This is a genomic window from Auraticoccus monumenti (assembly GCF_900101785.1).
GTDB classification, from domain to species: Bacteria; Actinomycetota; Actinomycetes; order Propionibacteriales; family Propionibacteriaceae; genus Auraticoccus; species Auraticoccus monumenti.
This window is the reverse complement of the sequence record NZ_LT629688.1, coordinates 3,873,537-3,891,733: the sequence shown is the minus strand read 5'-3', so window position 1 is coordinate 3,891,733 and position 18,197 is coordinate 3,873,537. Positions and strand designations below refer to the sequence as shown.

Genomic DNA, 18,197 nt, shown 5'->3' with positions numbered 1-18,197 from the left:
CTCCACCACCCGGTGGAGGGGCCCTCGGCCGTTCCCGCCACCCGGAGCGGTCCCGGCCGCCGCCCCGGTCCTACGATCGGGAGCATGCCGCGCACCGCACTGACCGGAGCCATCGCCTCGGGCAAGAGCGCCGCCGCGGCGGTGCTGGAGGAGCTCGGCGCCGTCGTGGTCGACTCCGACGTCCTGGCCCGCGAGGTGGTGGCTCCGGGCACCCCCGGCCTCGCCGAGGTGGTGGACCGGTTCGGACCGGGCGTGCTGCGCCCCGACGGCGCGCTGGACCGGCCGGCCCTCGGCAGGGTGGTGTTCGCCGACGCGGCGGCCCGGCGCGACCTCGAGGCGATCGTGCACCCCCGGGTGCGCGCGCTGGCCGCCGAGCGGGAGGCGGCGGCACCGCCAGGGGCGCTCGTGGTGCAGGTGATCCCGCTGCTGGTCGAGACCGGTCAGCAGGACGCCTTCGGCACCGTGCTGGTGGTCGACGTGGAGCCCGCGACCCAGCTGCGCCGGCTGCGGGCCCGCGACGGCCTGGACGAGGAGCAGGCCGGGGCCAGGGTGGCCGCCCAGGCCGACCGGGCCACCCGGCTGGCCGCGGCGGACGTGGTGTGGCACAACGACGGGACGCCGGAGGAGCTGCGGGCCCAGGTGGTGCGGTGGTGGCGGGAGCGGTCGGCCACCTGACCCTGCCGGTCCGGCGGAGACGTTACGCAATCGAGACCTTGGCCGGCGAGGCCGACCGGGCTGCCTCACCCCGCCATGCGCCACCCTGGGGGCGGTGGGCGCGACCGGCCCGCCAGAGGACCCAGGAGGTGCCACGTGGACTGCCCACGTTGCCAGACCCAGCTGCCCGACGTCGCGCACTTCTGCCACCACTGTGGCCTCGACGTCCGAAGCACCGACGTCAGCCGGCGGAAGTCCTTCGCGGTGAAGCCCGACGAGCCGGTGGCCTCGTTCTCCCTCGTCTCCACCATCATGCCGCGAGGGGTCTCCGAGCACCCGCAGACCTACCGGTTGGCGCTCGTGGTGGCCCTCACCCTGGCGCTGGTCACGGCGATCTTCGGGGCGCTGCCGCTGGCGGTGATGATCGCCGCCTTCGCCATCCCGATCGTCTACATCGTCTACCTCTACGACGTGAACCTCTGGGAGGACGAGCCGGTGCCCGTGGTGGCGCTCGCCTTCGTCCTCACCGGTGCCCTCTCGCTTCTCTTCACCATCGCCTGGACCATGCTCCGCGGCGAGACCTTCCGGCTGGGCGGGATCGACGCCTCCGGGGGCGGTCTGCTGGGCCCGGGCCCGCAGGTGACCGACTTCCTGCTCGCCGCGCTGCTGGTGCCGCTGGTGGGGGAGGCCCTGCGACAGGTCGGCCCGCTGCTGCTGGCCAGCCGTCCGCACTTCGACGACCTGATGGACGGCCTCACCTTCGGCATCATCTCCGGGGTCGCCTACGCCTCCTTCGACACGGTGGTCAAGCACTGGGACCTGGTCACCGGTGGCGGGGTGGGAACCGACGAGCCGGGCATGTGGGCGTCGCTGATCTTCCTGGAGGGCTTCGTCAAGCCGATCGTGATGGGCACCGCCACGGGCATCGCCTGCGCGGAGTTCTCCGGTCTGGGCCGCGGCTACGACGGGTTCACCCCGCGCTACTGGCGCGGTCTGCTCGAGGCGGTGGTGGCCAACGTCCTCTACGGCGGTGGGGTCTACCTCTTCGGCTTCGTCGGCAGCCCGACCCTGGGCGTGCTGCTCAGCGTCATCTGGGGCCTGCTGATCGCCGCGGTGCTGATCCTGCGGGTGCGCAACGTCCTGCACCACGGCCTGATGGAGGCCGCTCTGGAGGCCGAGGCCCGGGAGGAGCTGGGGGAGGCCGAGCTGCAGTTCTGCCGCCGCTGCGAGATGCCGCTGGTGTCCCACGCCGTCTTCTGCAACGCCTGCGGGGCGGCGCTGCGGGTGCAGCAGTCGCTGCACCCCGAGCGGCACCGGGTGCACGCCACCGCCGGGGCCCCCGGGACCACGGCGCCGGCCGCAGAGGCGCCGGCCACCGAGGCCGTGACCGCGGAGGGCTCGCCGCCGCAGGCCGGCGAGCGGCCCGCCGCCTCCGCCGCGCCACCCCCGGGCGGGGCCGGCCCGGCAGCCCGACCGCCGGGCCGCGGTGAGCCCGGTTCGGACAGCTTCTTCGACCAGGAGGCCGAGCGATGAGCCAGACCCCGTGGGGCCAGAACCCCCAGCAGCCGCAGGCCGGGCCCGGTCAGCCCGCCTTCGGCGCGCCGCAGGGCGGCCCACCCCCCCAGGGTGGGCCAGGTCCCTCCTTCGGGCAGTCCCAGGGTGGCTACCCGCCTCAGCAGGGTGGCTACCCGCCTCAGGAGGGCGGCTACCCGCCCCAGCAGGGCGGCTACCCCCCGCAGGGCGGCTATCCCCCGCAGGGCGGCTACCCCCCGCAGGGCGGCGGGTTCCCGCCGGGGCAGGGTGGCTACCAGCCGCAGCCGCCCACCGGCGGTGGAGGCGGACGGTCGCCGCTGCTGCTGATCGGCATCGTGGTTGCCGGCCTGGTGCTGGTCGCGGCGATCGGTGGCATCATCTGGGCGCTGACGGGCCAGGACGACGTGGTCCCTCCGTCGCCGGTCCCGAGCACGTCCGCGCCCGCCCCCGACCCGAGCCCGGAGCCCAGCGAGCCCACGCCCGACGCCACCCCCTCGGAGGAGCCCAGCGAGGAGCCGAGCGAGGAGCCCAGCGGTGGCGGTGAGGAGGTCGACCTCGGCAACGGCGTCTCGGTGACCCTGGCCGACGGCTGGACGGTCGAGCAGGAGCAGAAGGGTTACGTCTCCCTCAGCAACGGCACCGAGGTCGTGCTGGCCGAGTCCGCCGACGGTCTGGAGGGTCAGTCGGCCACCACGGTGCTGACCCGCTACCACGAGCAGCTCGGCAAGGAGTTCGCCGACGCCGAGGTGGTGGCGGCGCCCGAGGACGCCGGCCTGGGCGGCGGCCTGGACTCCGCCATCGGCGCCGTGATGCTCACCGACTCCAGCGGCAGCGGGAGCACCACCATCGTCGTGATCTCGCTGCTGGGGATCAACGACGAGGGCGTGCTGGCGATGGGCTCGCTGGCCACCACGTCGGGCAGCGACGACCAGGCGGTGGAGGACTGGACCGCGATGACCCTGTCCATGCTCGAGGACCTCTGAGCCCGGGTCCCGCAGGGACGGACCGGACGGGGGTGGGCGCCTGACGGCGCCCACCCCCGTGTTCGCCGAGCAGGACCCGACCGCTCAGAACTGTCGGAGCCCCGTCGTAGGCTCCTCGCATGCGTCCGATCCAAGAGCTGCAGCGCCAGGTGGCCCCGTTCCGGGTCGAGGCCGACTTCGAGCCCTCCGGTGACCAGCCGACCGCCATCGCCGAGCTGGAGCGCCGGATCACCGCCGGTGAGCAGGACGTCGTCCTGCTCGGGGCCACCGGCACCGGGAAGACCGCCACCGTGGCCTGGCTGGCCGAGAAGCTCCAGCGCCCGGTGCTGGTGATGCAGCCCAACAAGACGCTGGCCGCCCAGTTCGCCAACGAGCTGCGCCACTTCTTCCCGAAGAACGCGGTGGAGTACTTCGTCTCCTACTACGACTACTACCAGCCCGAGGCCTACGTCCCCCAGACCGACACCTACATCGAGAAGGACTCCTCCCTCAACGAGGAGGTGGAGCGGCTGCGGCACTCGGCCACCAACTCGCTGCTGACCCGCCGCGACGTGGTCGTGGTCGCCACGGTGTCCGCGATCTACGGCCTGGGCAGCGCCGAGGAGTTCATCGAGCGGATGATCACCCTCGACGTCGGGCAGCAGATCGACCGCGACCTGCTGCTCCGCCGGCTGGTCGACATCCAGTACGCCCGCAACGACCTGGCCGGCACCCGCGGCACCTTCCGCGTGCGCGGGGACACCCTCGAGGTCTTCCCCAAGTACGAGGAGATGGCGGTCCGGGTCGAGTTCTTCGGCGACGAGATCGAGCGGCTCAGCACCATGCACCCGCTGACCGGTGAGGTGCTCTCGGAGGACCAGCAGGTCCACCTGATGCCGGCCAGCCACTACGTCGCCGGTCCGGACCGGCTGGAGTCGGCCATCACCCGGATCGAGCACGAGCTCGAGCAGCGGCTGGCCGAGCTGGAGTCGCAGCAGAAGCTGCTGGAGGCCCAGCGACTCCGGATGCGCACCACCTACGACATCGAGATGATGCGCCAGATCGGCACCTGCTCGGGCATCGAGAACTACTCCCAGCCGATCGACGGACGCGAGCCCGGGTCGGCCCCGAACTGCCTGCTCGACTACTTCCCCGAGGACTTCCTGCTGGTGGTCGACGAGTCCCACGTCACCATCCCGCAGATCGGCGGCATGTACGAGGGCGACATGTCGCGCAAGCGGACGCTGGTCGAGCACGGGTTCCGGTTGCCCAGCGCGATGGACAACCGGCCGCTGCGGTTCGAGGAGTTCGTCGACCGGATCGGGCAGACGGTCTACCTCTCGGCCACCCCCGGCAACTACGAGATGGCGCGCTCCGACGGCTTCGTCGAGCAGCTGATCCGCCCCACCGGCCTGATCGACCCCGAGGTCATCATCAAGCCCACCCAGGGCCAGATCGACGACCTGATGGGGGAGATCAAGCTGCGGGCCGACCGCGACGAGCGGGTGCTGGTGACGACGCTGACCAAGAAGATGTCGGAGGACCTCACCGACTACCTGCTGGAGAACGGCGTCCGCACCCGCTACCTGCACTCCGAGGTCGACACCCTGCGCCGGATCGAGCTGCTCCGCGAGCTCAGGATGGGCGAGTACGACGTGCTGGTCGGCATCAACCTGCTGCGTGAGGGCCTCGACCTGCCGGAGGTGTCGCTGGTCAGCATCCTGGACGCCGACAAGGAGGGGTTCCTCCGCAGCGACAAGTCGCTCATCCAGACCATCGGCCGCGCCGCCCGCAACGTCAACGGCCAGGTCCACATGTACGCCGACAAGATCACGCCTTCGATGGAGTCGGCCATCAGCGAGACCAACCGTCGCCGCGAGCTGCAGATCGCCTACAACCTCGAGCACGGCATCGACCCCACGCCGTTGCGCAAGCGCATCGCCGACATCACCGACATGCTGGCCCGCGAGGACGCCGACACCGCCGACGTGATGGCCCGGGCCGGGATGAGCCGCAAGCAGCAGCGCTCGCCGGTGCCGGAGCTGGGCGCCCACAAGCGCGACCTGGTGCAGATGCCGGCCACCGACCTGGCCGACCTGGTGCAGCAGCTGACCACCCAGATGCACACCGCCGCCGGGGACCTGCAGTTCGAGGTGGCGGCCCGGCTGCGCGACGAGATCCAGGAGCTGAAGAAGGAGCTGCGCCAGATGCTGGAGGCCAACCGCTGAGGGTTCGTCCCCGGCGTCCTCCGCGTGCCGCCGTGCGGGAATCTTCCGGGGGCTGCGGTAGTTTGACCACCGGAGGGGAGTATTCCCTGACTTCGGCATCGTCATCACGGATCGGTTCCCGCGCGCTGCGCAGGGCGCGGACCCGGTGCCGTGGGCCGGCTCGGTGCAGCCGGTGGAAGAGACCTCCGAGACCCGCCTCAGCTCTCGGAAGGCAGCACCTGCATGGACATCCACCTCTACACCTGGGTGATCACCGCCGTCGTCCTGGTGGCCGTGCTGGCCATCGACATCCTCGTGATCGGACGACGGCCGCACGAACCCTCGATGAAGGAGGCCGGCCTCTTCGTCGGCATCTACGTCGCGCTGGCGATCGTCTTCGGCCTCGGGGTGTGGGGGTTCTCGGGTCCGCAGTTCGCCGGTGAGTTCTTCGCCGGCTGGCTGACCGAGTACAGCCTGTCCCTGGACAACCTCTTCATCTTCATCATCATCATGGGCTCGCTCAAGGTCCCCAGGCACCTGCAGCAGTTCGCCCTGATGGTCGGCATCGTGCTGGCCCTGATCTTCCGCGGCCTCTTCATCGCCGTCGGCGCGGTGGCCATCGAGCGCTTCTCCTGGATCTTCTTCATCTTCGGCGCCTTCCTGATCTACACCGCCGTCAAGCTGGTCATCGACTACAGCAAGCACGAGGACGAGGACGAGTCCGAGAACGCCCTGGTGCGGTTCGCCCGCAAGCGGCTGCCCTTCACCGACGAGTACCACGGCACCAAGCTCTTCACCCACGTCGACGGCAAGCGGGTCCTCACCGCCATGGCGCTGGTCATCCTGGCCCTCGGCAGCACCGACCTGCTCTTCGCGCTGGACTCGATCCCGGCGATCTACGGCCTGACCCAGGAGCCGTACCTGGTCTTCACCGCCAACGTGTTCGCCCTGATGGGTCTGCGCCAGCTCTACTTCCTCATCGGCGGCCTGCTGAAGCGCCTGGTCTACCTGTCGCTCGGCCTGTCGATCATCCTGGCCTTCATCGGCGTCAAGCTGGTGCTGCACGCCATGCACGAGGCCGGTCAGTACGGCGACTGGCCCGTCATCGGCGGCGCGATGACCGCCATGCACGACTGGGTGATCACCCTGCCCGCCGAGGGCGAGATCCCGATCTGGCTGTCGCTCACGGTCATCATCGGCGTCCTGCTGCTCACCACGGTGGCCAGCCTGGTGAAGTCCCGCTTCGTCGAGGACACCGCCCGGGACTCCGCCGAGGTGACCACCCCCGACGAGGTCGACGGCACCGCCCTGGACGCCCGCGACCTGGTCGACCCGCCGGTCTCCTCCCACGAGGAGCACACCTCGGACCAGCAGGGACCGCGGCGCTCCTCCTGACTCGACGACGACGGCCCGTCCCCGGCAGGGGGCGGGCCGTCGTCGTGGTCGCGGGGGGCCGTGCCTCACCAGCCCCGGGCGCGCCACTCCGCGAGGTGGGGCCGCTCCCGGCCCAGGGTGGTGTCGTCGCCGTGACCGGGGTGCACCACCGTGTCGTCGTCGTAGTGGCGGAACACCTTGGACTCCAGGTCCTCCATCAGCGAGGCGAAGTCCTCCGGGCTCTGGGTCCGGCCCGGTCCGCCGGGGAAGAGGCTGTCGCCGGTGAAGAGGTGGTCCGGACCCTCCACCACGCGCAGTCCGAGGGCCACCGACCCGGGGGTGTGCCCGACCAGGGTGATGACGTCGAGGGTCCCCAGCCCGAGCGGGACCACGCCGCCGTCCCGGAGCGGCTGCTGGGTCGTGCCGGTGGCCTCCTCGATGGCCGCCAGGTCGGCCTCGCCGCAGACCAGCCGGGCGCCGGTCGCCTCCGCTACCGCGGCCAGGGCGGCGACGTGGTCGGAGTGGCGGTGGGTGGTCACGACGGTGCGGACCGGCCGGCCGCCGAGGGTCTCCAGCAGGCGCTGCGGCTCGGCCGCCGCGTCGATGACCACGGTCTCGTCCCTGACGGTCAGCAGGTAGGCGTTGTTGTCCATCTCGCCCACCGACACCTTGACCAGCTCCACCTCGAGGGTGATCTGCTGGCGCAGCGGTGGTCCTCCGGGCTCGACGTGGCCGATCGGCAGCTCGTGCGCGCTCATCGTGGTCCTCTCGGCAGGGTGCCCGTGCGTGCAGGAGGCGGTCGACCTCCTCGGCCAGACAGTAGCCACCGGCGGCGATGGGGAAACTGTCAGGAGCCCCGCATAGCATGGCTCGAGTGAATGACCGCCTCATCCCCAGTGACCGTCTCGTCGTGCGCGGGGCCCGCGAGCACAACCTCCGCAACGTCTCGCTCGACCTCCCGCGGGACGCGCTGATCGTGTTCACCGGCCTCTCCGGCTCGGGCAAGTCCAGCCTGGCCTTCGACACCATCTTCGCCGAGGGTCAGCGCCGCTACGTCGAGTCGCTGTCGGCCTACGCCCGGCAGTTCCTGGGTCAGATGGACAAGCCCGACGTCGACTTCATCGAGGGTCTGAGCCCGGCGGTCTCGATCGACCAGAAGTCGACCTCGCGCAACCCGCGCTCCACCGTGGGCACCATCACCGAGGTCTACGACTACCTCCGCCTGCTCTGGGCCCGCGCGGGCCACCCGCACTGCCCGGTCTGCGGCGAGCCCATCTCCCGGCAGTCACCGCAGCAGATCGTCGACCGGCTGATGGGTCTTGCCGAGGGCACCCGCTTCCAGGTCCTGGCCCCGGTGGTCCGTGGCCGCAAGGGGGAGTACGTCGACCTCTTCCGCCAGCTCGCCACCCAGGGCTTCTCACGGGTCCGGGTCGACGGCGAGGTTCACCAGCTGACCGAGCCGCCCACGCTCAACAAGCAGCAGAAGCACGACGTCGACGTCATCGTCGACCGGCTGGCGGTCAAGGCCAGCGCCAAGCAGCGGCTGACCGACTCGGTCGAGACGGCCCTGGGGCTGGCCAGCGGGGTGGTCGCGGTGGACTTCGTCGACCTGGACCCCTCCGACCCCGAGCGCGAGCGGCGCTACTCGGAGAAGATGGCCTGCCCGAACGAGCACGACATCAGCATCGACGAGCTCGAGCCGCGGCAGTTCTCCTTCAACGGCCCGTGGGGCGCCTGCCCGGAGTGCTCGGGCATCGGCACCCGGATGGAGGTCGACCCCGAGCTGGTCGTCCCCAACGACGAGCTGAGCATCGACGAGGGCGCCATCGCCCCCTGGCAGGGCGCCCACGTCGCGGACTACTTCCACCGGCTGATCCAGTCCCTGGCCGCGGCGGAGGGCTTCGAGACCTCCACCCCGTGGCGCGACCTCCCCGCCCACGCGGTGCAGGTGCTGCTGCTCGGCGTGGGGGACCAGGTGCTGGTCCGCTACCGCAACCGCTACGGCCGCGAGCGCCGCTACAGCGCCCAGTACGAGGGCGTCATCCCCTACGTGAAGCGGCGTCACGCCGAGGCCGAGACCGACTCCTCCCGGGAGCGCTTCGCCGGGTACATGCGCGAGGTGCCCTGCACCGCCTGCGGCGGGGCGCGGCTCAAGCCCTCCTCGCTCGCGGTCACCGTCGGCGGGCGCACCATCGCCGAGGTCGCGGACATGTCCATCGACGAGGCAGCCACCTTCCTGCGCTCGCTGGAGCTGTCGCCGCGCGAGAAGCAGATCGCCGAGCGGGTGCTCAAGGAGATCAACGAGCGGCTGACCTTCCTGCTCGACGTCGGCCTGGACTACCTCTCGCTGTCCCGCCCGGCCGGCACCCTGTCCGGTGGTGAGGCCCAGCGGATCCGGCTGGCCACCCAGATCGGCTCCGGCCTGGTCGGGGTGCTCTACGTGCTGGACGAGCCCAGCATCGGCCTCCACCAGCGCGACAACCGCCGGCTGATCGAGACGCTGGTGCGGCTGCGCGACCTCGGCAACACCCTGATCGTGGTCGAGCACGACGAGGACACCATCCGGGCCGCCGACTGGGCCGTCGACATCGGTCCCGGTGCCGGCGAGCACGGTGGCCGGGTGGTGGTCTCCGGACCGGTCGAGGAGCTGTACGCCAGCGAGGAGTCCCTGACCGGGGCCTACCTGTCGGGCCGGCGCGAGATCGCGCTGCCGACCGAGCGGCGGCCGCGGCTGCCCGGCCGCGAGGTCACCGTGCACGAGGCCACCGAGAACAACCTGCGTGACGTGACGGTCTCCTTCCCCCTGGGCCAGATGGTCACGGTGACCGGAGTCTCGGGCTCGGGCAAGTCGACGCTGGTGAACTCGATCCTCTACACCGCGCTGGCCAAGCGGATCTACAACTCCAAGGAGGTCCCCGGGCGACACCGCTCCATCACCGGGACCGAGCAGATCGACAAGATCATCCACGTGGACCAGTCACCGATCGGCCGCACGCCACGGTCCAATCCGGCCACCTACACCGGGGTGTTCGACAACATCCGCAAGCTCTTCGCCGACACCCCCGAGGCCAAGGTCCGCGGGTACCAGCAGGGCCGCTTCTCCTTCAACATCAAGGGCGGACGCTGCGAGAACTGCAGCGGCGACGGCACCATCAAGATCGAGATGAACTTCCTGCCCGACGTGTACGTGCCGTGCGAGGTCTGCCACGGCGCCCGGTACAACCGGGAGACCCTCGAGGTGCACTACAAGGGCAAGACGATCGCCGAGGTGCTCGACATGCCGATCGAGGAGGCCGCCGAGTTCTTCGCCCCGATCCAGTCGATCGCCCGGCACCTGCGCACCCTCAACGACGTCGGTCTGGGCTACGTGCGGCTCGGCCAGCCGGCACCCACCCTGTCCGGCGGTGAGGCCCAGCGGGTGAAGCTGGCCAGCGAGCTGCAGCGCCGCTCGACCGGGCGCACCCTGTACGTGCTGGACGAGCCGACCACGGGTCTGCACTTCGAGGACATCCGCCGGCTGCTCGGCGTGCTGGGCCGGCTGGTCGACGCCGGCAACTCGGTGATCGTGATCGAGCACAACCTGGACGTCATCAAGACCGCGGACTGGCTGATAGACATGGGTCCCGAGGGCGGGTCACGCGGTGGTCAGGTGCTGATCGAGGGGACCCCGGAGCAGGTGGCCGCGCACGAGGCCTCGCACACCGGGTTCTTCCTGCGGCCGCTCCTGGAGGGCCGTGAGGTGCCGGTCCGCGAGCTGACGCCGGAGGAGGCCAGCTCGACGCCGGTGACAGCCGGTCCGCGGGGGAGGGGCGCCGGAGCGTCCGCCGCCGCCAAGAACGGCGTCGGGACGAAGCCGGTCAAGAAGGCCGCGGCCACGAAGACTCCGGCCAAGAAGACCACCGCCGCGAAGACGGCCAAGAAGACGGGGTCGCGCAAGACCGCCGCCGCCTGACCGCTCGGCCCGCCGGGGCCGCCTCGACGAGCCGGCTCAGCCGATGGAGAGCTGGTCGCCCGAGGCGGTCACCGGGGTCTCGGCCAGCGGCTGGTCGGCGGGTCCCCGGAGCACCGAGCCGTCGCTGATGGAGAAGGCCGAGCCGTGGCAGAAGCAGACGATCTCGGACTCGGCGACGTCGCTGACCGGGCAGCCCTGGTGGGTGCAGATCTTGGAGAACGCCTTGAACTGCCCGGCCTCGGGCTGGGTGACCACGTAGTCCGCGTCCTCGAGGATGGTGCCCCCGCCCACCGGCACCTGGGCCGCCGCCACCTGCACCCCACCCGTGGGTGCCGCGGCGCTGGGTGACGCCGTGGCGCTCGGGGCCGCGGAGGCGCTGGGGCTGGTCGAGCCGGCCGACGGACCCGGCGTCGCGGCAGCCGAGCCGGCCGGGTCCGAGGGGCTGCCCGCGGTCGGCTGCTCGGCCGCGCAGGCGGTGAGACCACCGCCCAGGGCCACGGCGGCGATCCCCCCGCCGCGGAGCAGCGCACGTCGGCTGGTGGTGGTCCGGGGCTGCGTCATGGTTCCTCCAGGGTGGGCGTGGTTCCTGCTGCGATGGTAGGTCGCTCGTCCGACCTCCACGGAGCCCAGGGCGTCCACGGCGCGGCGGGGGTCCTTGCGGCCGTCGGCCGGCCTGTGCTGTCATCCGACCACTCCTCGTCTCCACCCCCGACCCCCGCACGCCGACCGGGACGCCCGCGTCCGACCCGACGGTCCCAGCCGAGCCGTTCCCCCGGGCTGCCGCAGCAGGTGGCCCGACCGCCCAGACCCGCCGACCCGCCCCACCGACCGCCGAGCCGCCCCCGACACGCTCGATCGACGCCACCAGGAGAGCACCCGTGCCCACCGCCACGCCCGCCCTGTCCTCCACCACCCCGGCCCTCAGCTGGAACGACGGCTTCCCGCTCGGCAACGGCCGGACCGGGGTGATGGTCCACGGCGAGGCCGGGGAGGTGCGCTGGGACCTCAACGACGACACCTGCTGGTCCGGCTCACCCGCCACCACCGCCGGGCGTCCCGCCTCCGACGAGCCGTCCCCGGAGGTGGTGGAGCGGGTCCGGCAGGCGCTGCTCGACGGCGACGTGGAGACCGCCGAGCGCGAGATCCGCAAGGTCCAGCACGGCCACAGCCAGTCCTACCAGCCGTTGGCCGCCCTCACCGTGGTCACCGACCCGACCACCCGGCTGCTGCACCGCCGGCTGGACCTGTCCACCGGGGTGGCCCGGTGGCAGACCGACGGTCCCACCGGCACGGGGGAGGTGGAGGCGTTCGTCAGCGCCCCGGCCGGGGCGGTGGTCGCCGAGCACCGCTGGGAGCGGCCCACCGACGTCCGGGTGCTGCTCACCGCCGCGCACGCCGGCCTCGGCTTCTGCCGGGTGGAGACCGACGAGGACGGGCTCACCCTGGTCAGCCGGATGCCCAGCGACGTCTGGCCCAGCCACGAGCGCACCGACGACCCGATCCGGTTCGACCCCGCTCCCGGTCGGGCCGTCACCGCGGCGCTGGCCGTCCGGGTCCGCACCGACGGCGCGCTCACCGTCACCGGCCCCGACGACCCCGCCGGTCCGGGGCGGCTGCAGGTGACCGCCTCCACCCGGCTCACCCTGGTGGTGACCACCGGCTCGGACTTCGTGGACGCCGCCACCCCGCCGCACGGACGCGTGGACGAGGTGCTCGCCGACGTCCGCGACCGGGCCGACGCGGTGGCGGGGCGCGACGTGGCCGGCCTCAGGGCCGAGCACGAGGCCGACCACCGCGCCCTCTTCGACCGTCTGGAGCTGGTCCTCGGCGACGGCACCGACCAGCCCGACGACGACACCGACGCGCTGCTGGCCCGGGCTCGGGGCGGTGACGTCAGCCCCGCGCTGGTGACCCTCGCCGTCCAGCTCGGCCGGTACCTGATGATCGCCTCCTCCCGGCCCGGGTCACGGGCCAGCAACCTGCAGGGGATCTGGAACCGGCTGCTGCAGCCGCCGTGGAGCAGCAACTACACGGTCAACATCAACACCGAGATGAACTACTGGCTGGCCGCCCCGGGCAACCTGCTCGAGTGCGCCGAGCCGCTGCACGGGCTGGTCGAGGACATCGCCCGCACGGGCCGGGAGACCGCCCGCCGCGTCTACGGCCGTCCCGGCTGGGCCGCGCACCACAACTCCGACGTCTGGGGGTACTCGATGCCGGTCGGCCAGGGCGACTCCGATCCCTGCTGGGCGGCCTGGCCGATGGCCGGACCGTGGCTGCTGCGCCAGCTGGCCGAGCACCACCGCTACACCGGTGATCCGGGGCTGCTGCTCTCGCGCGGCTGGCCGCTGGTCGACGGGGCGGTGGAGTTCGTCCTCTCCTGGCTGGTGGTGCTCCCCGACGGCACGCTGGGCACGGCGCCCTCCACCTCCCCGGAGAACCGCTTCCTGACCACCTCCGGCTCCGCCGCGGTGACCGTCTCCTCCACCATGGACCTGGCCCTGGCCCGGGACCTGCTGCGGACCTGGACCACCTGCGCGGAGCTGCTCGGCCGGGGCGACGACGTCCCGGCCGACCCGCCGGTCGACCCCGACCGACGTCGCCAGGTGGCGGACGCCCTGGCCCGGCTGCCGCTGCCCGAGCCCACCGCCCGCGGGACCTACCCGGAGTGGCACTCCGACCTGCCCGAGGCCGAGCCCGCCCATCGCCACCAGTCCCACCTCTACGACGTGCACCCCGGAGACGCCCTGCACCGACACGACCCCGACCACCGGGCCCGGCTGGAGGCGGTGGCCGAGACGCTGCGGCTGCGGGGCAGCCACTCCACCGGCTGGTCCATCGCCTGGCGGGTGGCGCTGCACGCGCGGCTGGCCGACGTCCCCGCTGCGGTGGCCAGCCTGGGCCACTACCTCACCCAGGTCGACGACGGCACCGACGACCGCCACGGCCAGACCGCGGTGGCCGGCGGGGTCTACCGCAACCTGCTCTGCGCCCACCCGCCGTTCCAGATCGACGGCAACTTCGGCGTCGCCGCCGGGGTGCTGGAGATGCTGGTGCAGTCCTCCGAGCTCGACCGCGGACGTCCGGTGCTGGACCTGCTGCCCTGCCTCCCGGCGGAGTGGTCCTCGGGGTCGCTGCGCGGGGTGCGCGCCCGGGGCGGGCTGGTGCTCGACCTGACCTGGCGCGACGGGGCGGTGCAGCGGCTGGGCGTCACCTCCCCGACCGACCAGCAGGTGGTGCTGCACGCTCCCGGCACGGGGCCCCTGGTCCTCGACCTGAGCGCCGACGGGCCCACCTGGTGGCCCCCGGCCGCGGAGGAGGAGACTGTCGGAGCCGCGTCCTAAGGTGGGCGGGTGCCCGATCCCTCCACCTACCGGCCCGCCCCCGGCTCCATCCCCACCAACCCCGGGGTCTACCGGTTCAGCGACGCCCACGGCCGGGTCATCTACGTGGGCAAGGCCAAGAGCCTGCGCCAGCGGCTGAACTCCTACTTCGCCGACCCGGCCTCCCTGCACCACCGCACCCAGACCATGGTGATGACCGCCGCCCGGGTCGACTGGACGGTGGTGCAGACCGAGGTCGAGGCGCTGCAGCTGGAGTTCGCCTGGATCAAGGAGTTCGACCCCCGCTTCAACGTCAAGTACCGCGACGACAAGTCCTACCCCTGGCTGGCCGTCACCTGGTCCGAGGAGTTCCCCCGGGTCTTCGTCGGCCGCGGACCCAAGCGCAAGGGCACCCGCTACTACGGCCCCTACAGCCACGCCTGGGCCATCCGGGAGACGATGGACCTGCTGCTGCGCGTCTTCCCGATGCGCTCCTGCACCAAGGGCGTCTTCCGCAACGCCGCCCAGACCGGCCGGCCCTGCCTGCTCGGCTACATCGACAAGTGCGCCGCCCCCTGCGTGAACCGGGTGGACGCCGAGCAGCACCGCGCCATCGTGGACGACTTCTGCAGCTTCGTCGGCGGCCAGTCCGGCCCGCTGATCCGCCGTCTGGAGCGGGAGATGAAGCAGGCCTCCCAGACCATGGAGTACGAGCGGGCGGCCCGGCTGCGCGACGACATCGGGGCGCTGCGCCGGGCGATGGAGAAGAACGCGGTCGTCTTCGCCGACGGCACCGACGCCGACGTGATCGCCCTGGCCGAGGACCCGCTCGAGGTCGCGGTCCAGGTCTTCCACGTCCGCGGCGGACGCATCCGGGGCGAGCGCGGCTGGGTGGCGGACCGGATGGACGACAGCACCACCCCGGAGCTGATCCAGGCCTTCCTGGTCCAGCTCTACGCCGACGACGAGGCCCGCACCGCCGACACCGGCAGCCCCGTGCCCAAGGAGATCCTGGTCCCGGTGCTGCCGACGGACCCCACCCTGCACGAGTGGCTCAGCGGGCTGCGCGGCTCGGCGGTCTCGCTGCGGGTGCCTCAGCGCGGTGACAAGCGCACCCTGATGGAGACGGTGGGTCAGAACGCCGCGGAGGCCCTGGTGCGGCACAAGACCAAGCGGGCCAGCGACCTCTCCACCCGGAACCGGGCGCTGGAGGAGATCCAGCAGGCCCTCGACCTGCCCGAGGTGCCGCTGCGGATCGAGTGCTACGACGTCTCGAACCTGCAGGGCACCGAGGTGGTCGCCTCGATGGTCGTCTTCGAGGACGGTCTGGCCCGCAAGGGGGAGTACCGGCGCTTCGTGATCCGCGGCGTCGACGGGCAGAACGACGTCGCCTCGATGCACGAGGTGATCACCCGCCGCTTCCGCCGGCTGCTGGAGGAGCGGCGCGAGCTCACCGACCCCGATGACCCCGACGGCCCGCTGCTGATCGACCCCACCACCGGGGCGCCGCGGAAGTTCGCCTACACCCCGTCGCTGGTGGTGGTCGACGGCGGACCGCCGCAGGTGGCGGCCGCGGAGCAGGCGCTGGCCGAGCTGGGGATCACCGACGTGGCCCTCTGCGGGTTGGCCAAGCGGCTGGAGGAGGTGTGGGTGCCGGGGGAGGAGTACCCGGTGATCCTGCCCCGCACCAGCGAGGGGCTCTACCTGCTGCAGCGCATCCGTGACGAGGCCCACCGCTTCGCCATCACCCACCACCGGGGCCGGCGCAGCAAGACCATGGTGGAGTCCGCGCTGGACCAGGTGGCGGGGCTGGGCGAGATCCGCCGCAAGGCGCTGGTCAACCACTTCGGCTCGATGCGGAAGATGCGTGCCGCCACGCCGGAGGAGATCGCCCAGGTGCCCGGCATCGGACCCCGGCTGGCGACCACCATCGCCACCGCGCTGGTCGAGGAGCCACGCGGGGAGGCGGTCAACACCGCCACCGGTGAGGTGCTGGAGGGTTAGCCGCCCACCGTCTCCCCGACGGCGAGCCGGTAGCCGCGGCGGACCACCGTCTGGACCAGGTCGCGCCCGACCGCCTCGCGCAGCCGGGCCACCGCGACCTCGGCGGTGTGCGGGTCCGAGGAGTCCCCGGGGAGCACCCGCAGCAGCTCCTCCCGCGACACCACCCCGCCGCGCGCGTCGGCCAGGGCGCGGAGCACCTCCAGGCCGCTGGGCGAGACCGGCAGCACGTGGCCGTCCAGCAGCGCCACCGTCCGACGCACCTGCAACGGTCCCTGCCGGGTCCCCACCGCGGTGGTGGCCGCCTGCTCGAAGTGGTGGATCAGGGTGCGGACCAGCGCCCCCAGCCGCCCCCGCTCCGGCACCAGCGGCTCGATCCCGTGCTCCTGCAGCGGCCGCGCGGTGACCGGGCCGACGGCCGCCGCCACCAGGCAGCCGGCGCGGGTCCGCTCCACCACCGCCTCCAGCACGCCCTGCTCGACGACGGCCGCCAGCCAGGCCGCCGCGCCCGGGGCGGAGGTGAAGACGACGGCGTCCAGCTCGCCACGGGCGGCGGCCAGCACCGACTCGCGCACCGCCACCGGGTCCGGCGGAGGACCCCAGCGGTAGACCACCAGGCTCCGCACGCTCGCCCCGGCCGCCGCCAGCTCGGTGTCCAGGCCGTCGGCCCCGGCACCGTGGTGCTGCACCGCGATCGAGGTCCCGGTGACGCCCTCGTCCAGCAGCAGCTCGAGGATCTCCGCCGACGTCTCCGACTCCGCCACCCAGTCCGCCTGCAGCCCGGCGGCCTGGATCGCGCCGCGGGCCTTGGGACCGCGGGCGATGATCCGGGCCCCGGCCAGGGTGCTGACCAGCTCGTCGGCCAGCCCGGCCACGTCGGCGGCCTCGATCCAGCCCCGCAGCCCGATGCCGGTGGTCACCACCAGCACGTCGGGCGGGTCGGCGAGCAGCGCGCGGGTGTCGGCGACCAGCTGCTCGTCCTCCTGGTGGGGGACGATGCTGAGGGCGGGGGCGTGCCGGACGGTGGCCCCGCGCCGGGTCAGGGCCGAGGCCAGCTCACCGGAGCGGCGGTCGGCGGTCACCAGCACGACGCAGCCCGCCATCACCGGATCCAGTGCTGAGGTCATGCCCCATTCTCTTCGCCCGGGGACAGCGCCCGCACCACGGCGCCGACCACGACCACCGCGGGGGCCGCCAGACCACCGGCCGCGACGGCCTCGACCAGCCCGGCCAGGGGAGCGCGCACCGAGCGCTCCTCCGGCGTGCTGCCGCGCTCGACCACTGCGGCCGGCGTGTCCGGGTCGGCCCCTGCGTCCAGCAGCCGCTGCACGTGGCGACCCAGCAGCGCCATCCCCATCAGCACCACCAGGGTGGCCTCGCCGGTGACCACCGCGCGCACCGCGGCACCGCTCAGCTCGCCGTGGCCGTGCTCGACCAGGACGCCGGTGGCCAGCCCGCGGTGGGTCACCGGCACCCCGGCCAGGGCCGGCACGGAGAGGGCGCTGCTCACTCCGGGCACCACCTCGACCTCGACACCGGCCTCCCGGCAGGCCAGCCACTCCTCACCGCCGCGGCCGAACAGGAACGGGTCGCCCCCCTTGAGCCGGACCACCGTGCGGCCCAGCCGGGCCTGGTCCACCAGCACCTGGTTGATCTCGGTCTGGGACACCTTGTGCGCGCCCGGGGTCTTGCCCACGTCCACCACCTCGACGCCGGCCGGCAGCCGGCGCAGCAGCGTGCTCGGCCCCAGCCGGTCGGTCACCACCACGTCGGCGCGCTCCAGCCAGCGGAGCCCGCGGACGGTGATCAGGTCCTCCGCCCCCGGGCCGCCCCCGACCAGCACCACCCGTCCCGGCCCGGTCCTCGCCGGCGGGAGGGGTGCGGCGGAGGGGGCCCGCACGGTGAGGACCCGCCGCTCCTCGGCGGCCGCGGCCAGCCGGGCGTCGGACAGGCCGCCGCCGGTGGCCAGGGCCACCAGCCACCGTCCGGCCAGGTCGGTGGGCGTGGCGTCGGCGGCGTGCCAGCGCACCCGGCCGGCCGCCAGCAGGTCCCGCAGGTCCTCGCACAGCTCGGCGGCAGCCACCGTGACCACCGCGCCCTGCTCGAGCAGCTCACCGGCGAGCCCGGCGGCGGCGGGGCCGCCGCCGGCCACCAGCACGTCGCGACCGGTCAGCTCGACCGACAGCACCAC

Annotated in this window: 11 protein-coding genes and 1 pseudogene; 8 read left to right on the top strand and 4 right to left on the bottom strand. The window is 72.9% G+C overall.

Annotated features, from left to right (window positions below; genetic code table 11):
- Positions 1-84 precede the first annotated feature (84 nt).
- From coaE to BLT52_RS17980, 5 genes are all read left to right on the top strand, one after another.
- Positions 85-675, top strand: a complete 591-nt coding sequence (gene coaE, locus BLT52_RS18000) for a dephospho-CoA kinase (RefSeq protein WP_090595452.1) — start codon at positions 85-87, stop codon at positions 673-675.
- 135 nt (positions 676-810) lie between these two features.
- Positions 811-2,187 carry a PrsW family intramembrane metalloprotease gene (locus BLT52_RS17995; protein ID WP_090595450.1) on the top strand — a complete coding sequence of 459 codons (1,377 nt, stop codon included), beginning with the start codon at positions 811-813 and terminating at the stop codon, positions 2,185-2,187.
- On the top strand, positions 2,184-3,170 hold the full coding sequence (locus BLT52_RS21110; RefSeq protein WP_172803957.1) for a hypothetical protein: 987 nt from the start codon (positions 2,184-2,186) through the stop codon (positions 3,168-3,170). Before BLT52_RS17995 ends, BLT52_RS21110 begins: the two co-directional genes overlap by 4 nt.
- Before the next feature lie 119 nt (positions 3,171-3,289).
- Entirely contained in the window at positions 3,290-5,377 is a 2,088-nt protein-coding gene (gene uvrB, locus BLT52_RS17985; RefSeq protein WP_090595449.1) for an excinuclease ABC subunit UvrB, read from the top strand.
- 222 nt (positions 5,378-5,599) lie between these two features.
- A complete protein-coding gene (locus tag BLT52_RS17980) occupies positions 5,600-6,751 on the top strand; it encodes a TerC family protein (protein WP_090595447.1) in 1,152 nt (383 codons plus the stop codon).
- 65 nt (positions 6,752-6,816) lie between these two features.
- Here the strand turns inward: BLT52_RS17980 and BLT52_RS17975 are convergent, their stop codons facing one another.
- Positions 6,817-7,473: an MBL fold metallo-hydrolase gene (locus tag BLT52_RS17975; RefSeq protein ID WP_197679414.1), complete on the bottom strand. Its 657-nt coding sequence runs from the start codon at positions 7,471-7,473 to the stop codon at positions 6,817-6,819.
- Between the two features lie 122 nt (positions 7,474-7,595).
- Here BLT52_RS17975 and uvrA point away from each other — a divergent pair.
- Positions 7,596-10,478: pseudogene (gene uvrA, locus BLT52_RS17970) on the top strand (excinuclease ABC subunit UvrA); the annotation flags it as partial.
- A gap of 240 nt (positions 10,479-10,718) precedes the next feature.
- Here the strand turns inward: uvrA and BLT52_RS17965 are convergent.
- Complete coding sequence (locus tag BLT52_RS17965) at positions 10,719-11,243, bottom strand: Rieske (2Fe-2S) protein (protein ID WP_090595443.1); 525 nt, start codon at positions 11,241-11,243, stop codon at positions 10,719-10,721.
- Between the two features lie 317 nt (positions 11,244-11,560).
- Between BLT52_RS17965 and BLT52_RS21105 the strand changes: the two genes are divergently transcribed.
- Together BLT52_RS21105 and uvrC are read left to right on the top strand one after the other, a co-directional pair.
- The gene (locus BLT52_RS21105; protein WP_090595441.1) at positions 11,561-14,026 is read left to right on the top strand and encodes a glycosyl hydrolase family 95 catalytic domain-containing protein; all 2,466 of its coding nucleotides are present in this window, start codon (positions 11,561-11,563) and stop codon (positions 14,024-14,026) included.
- A 9-nt stretch (positions 14,027-14,035) separates the two neighbouring features.
- A complete protein-coding gene (gene uvrC / locus BLT52_RS17955; protein ID WP_090595439.1) occupies positions 14,036-16,009 on the top strand; it encodes an excinuclease ABC subunit UvrC in 1,974 nt (657 codons plus the stop codon).
- Here uvrC and BLT52_RS17950 read toward each other — a convergent pair.
- On the bottom strand, positions 16,006-17,133 hold the full coding sequence (locus tag BLT52_RS17950) for a uroporphyrinogen-III synthase (protein ID WP_231946379.1): 1,128 nt from the start codon (positions 17,131-17,133) through the stop codon (positions 16,006-16,008). The two genes, uvrC and BLT52_RS17950, sit on opposite strands and share 4 nt — an antisense overlap.
- Positions 17,130-18,197, bottom strand: coding sequence for a uroporphyrinogen-III C-methyltransferase (gene cobA, locus BLT52_RS17945; protein WP_090595436.1), 1,068 nt, complete (start codon positions 18,195-18,197; stop codon positions 17,130-17,132). Before cobA ends, BLT52_RS17950 begins: the two co-directional genes overlap by 4 nt.

Excerpts from the sequence above, each read along its gene's own strand:
- coaE (WP_090595452.1), top strand. The coding sequence starts at position 85 with ATGCCGCGCACCGCACTGACCGGAGCCATCGCCTCGGGCAAGAGCGCC.
- BLT52_RS21110 (WP_172803957.1), top strand. The coding sequence starts at position 2,184 with ATGAGCCAGACCCCGTGGGGCCAGAACCCCCAGCAGCCGCAGGCCGGG.
- uvrB (WP_090595449.1), top strand. The coding sequence starts at position 3,290 with ATGCGTCCGATCCAAGAGCTGCAGCGCCAGGTGGCCCCGTTCCGGGTC.
- BLT52_RS17980 (WP_090595447.1), top strand. The coding sequence starts at position 5,600 with ATGGACATCCACCTCTACACCTGGGTGATCACCGCCGTCGTCCTGGTG.
- BLT52_RS17965 (WP_090595443.1), bottom strand. The coding sequence starts at position 11,243 with ATGACGCAGCCCCGGACCACCACCAGCCGACGTGCGCTGCTCCGCGGC.
- BLT52_RS17950 (WP_231946379.1), bottom strand. The coding sequence starts at position 17,133 with ATGACCTCAGCACTGGATCCGGTGATGGCGGGCTGCGTCGTGCTGGTG.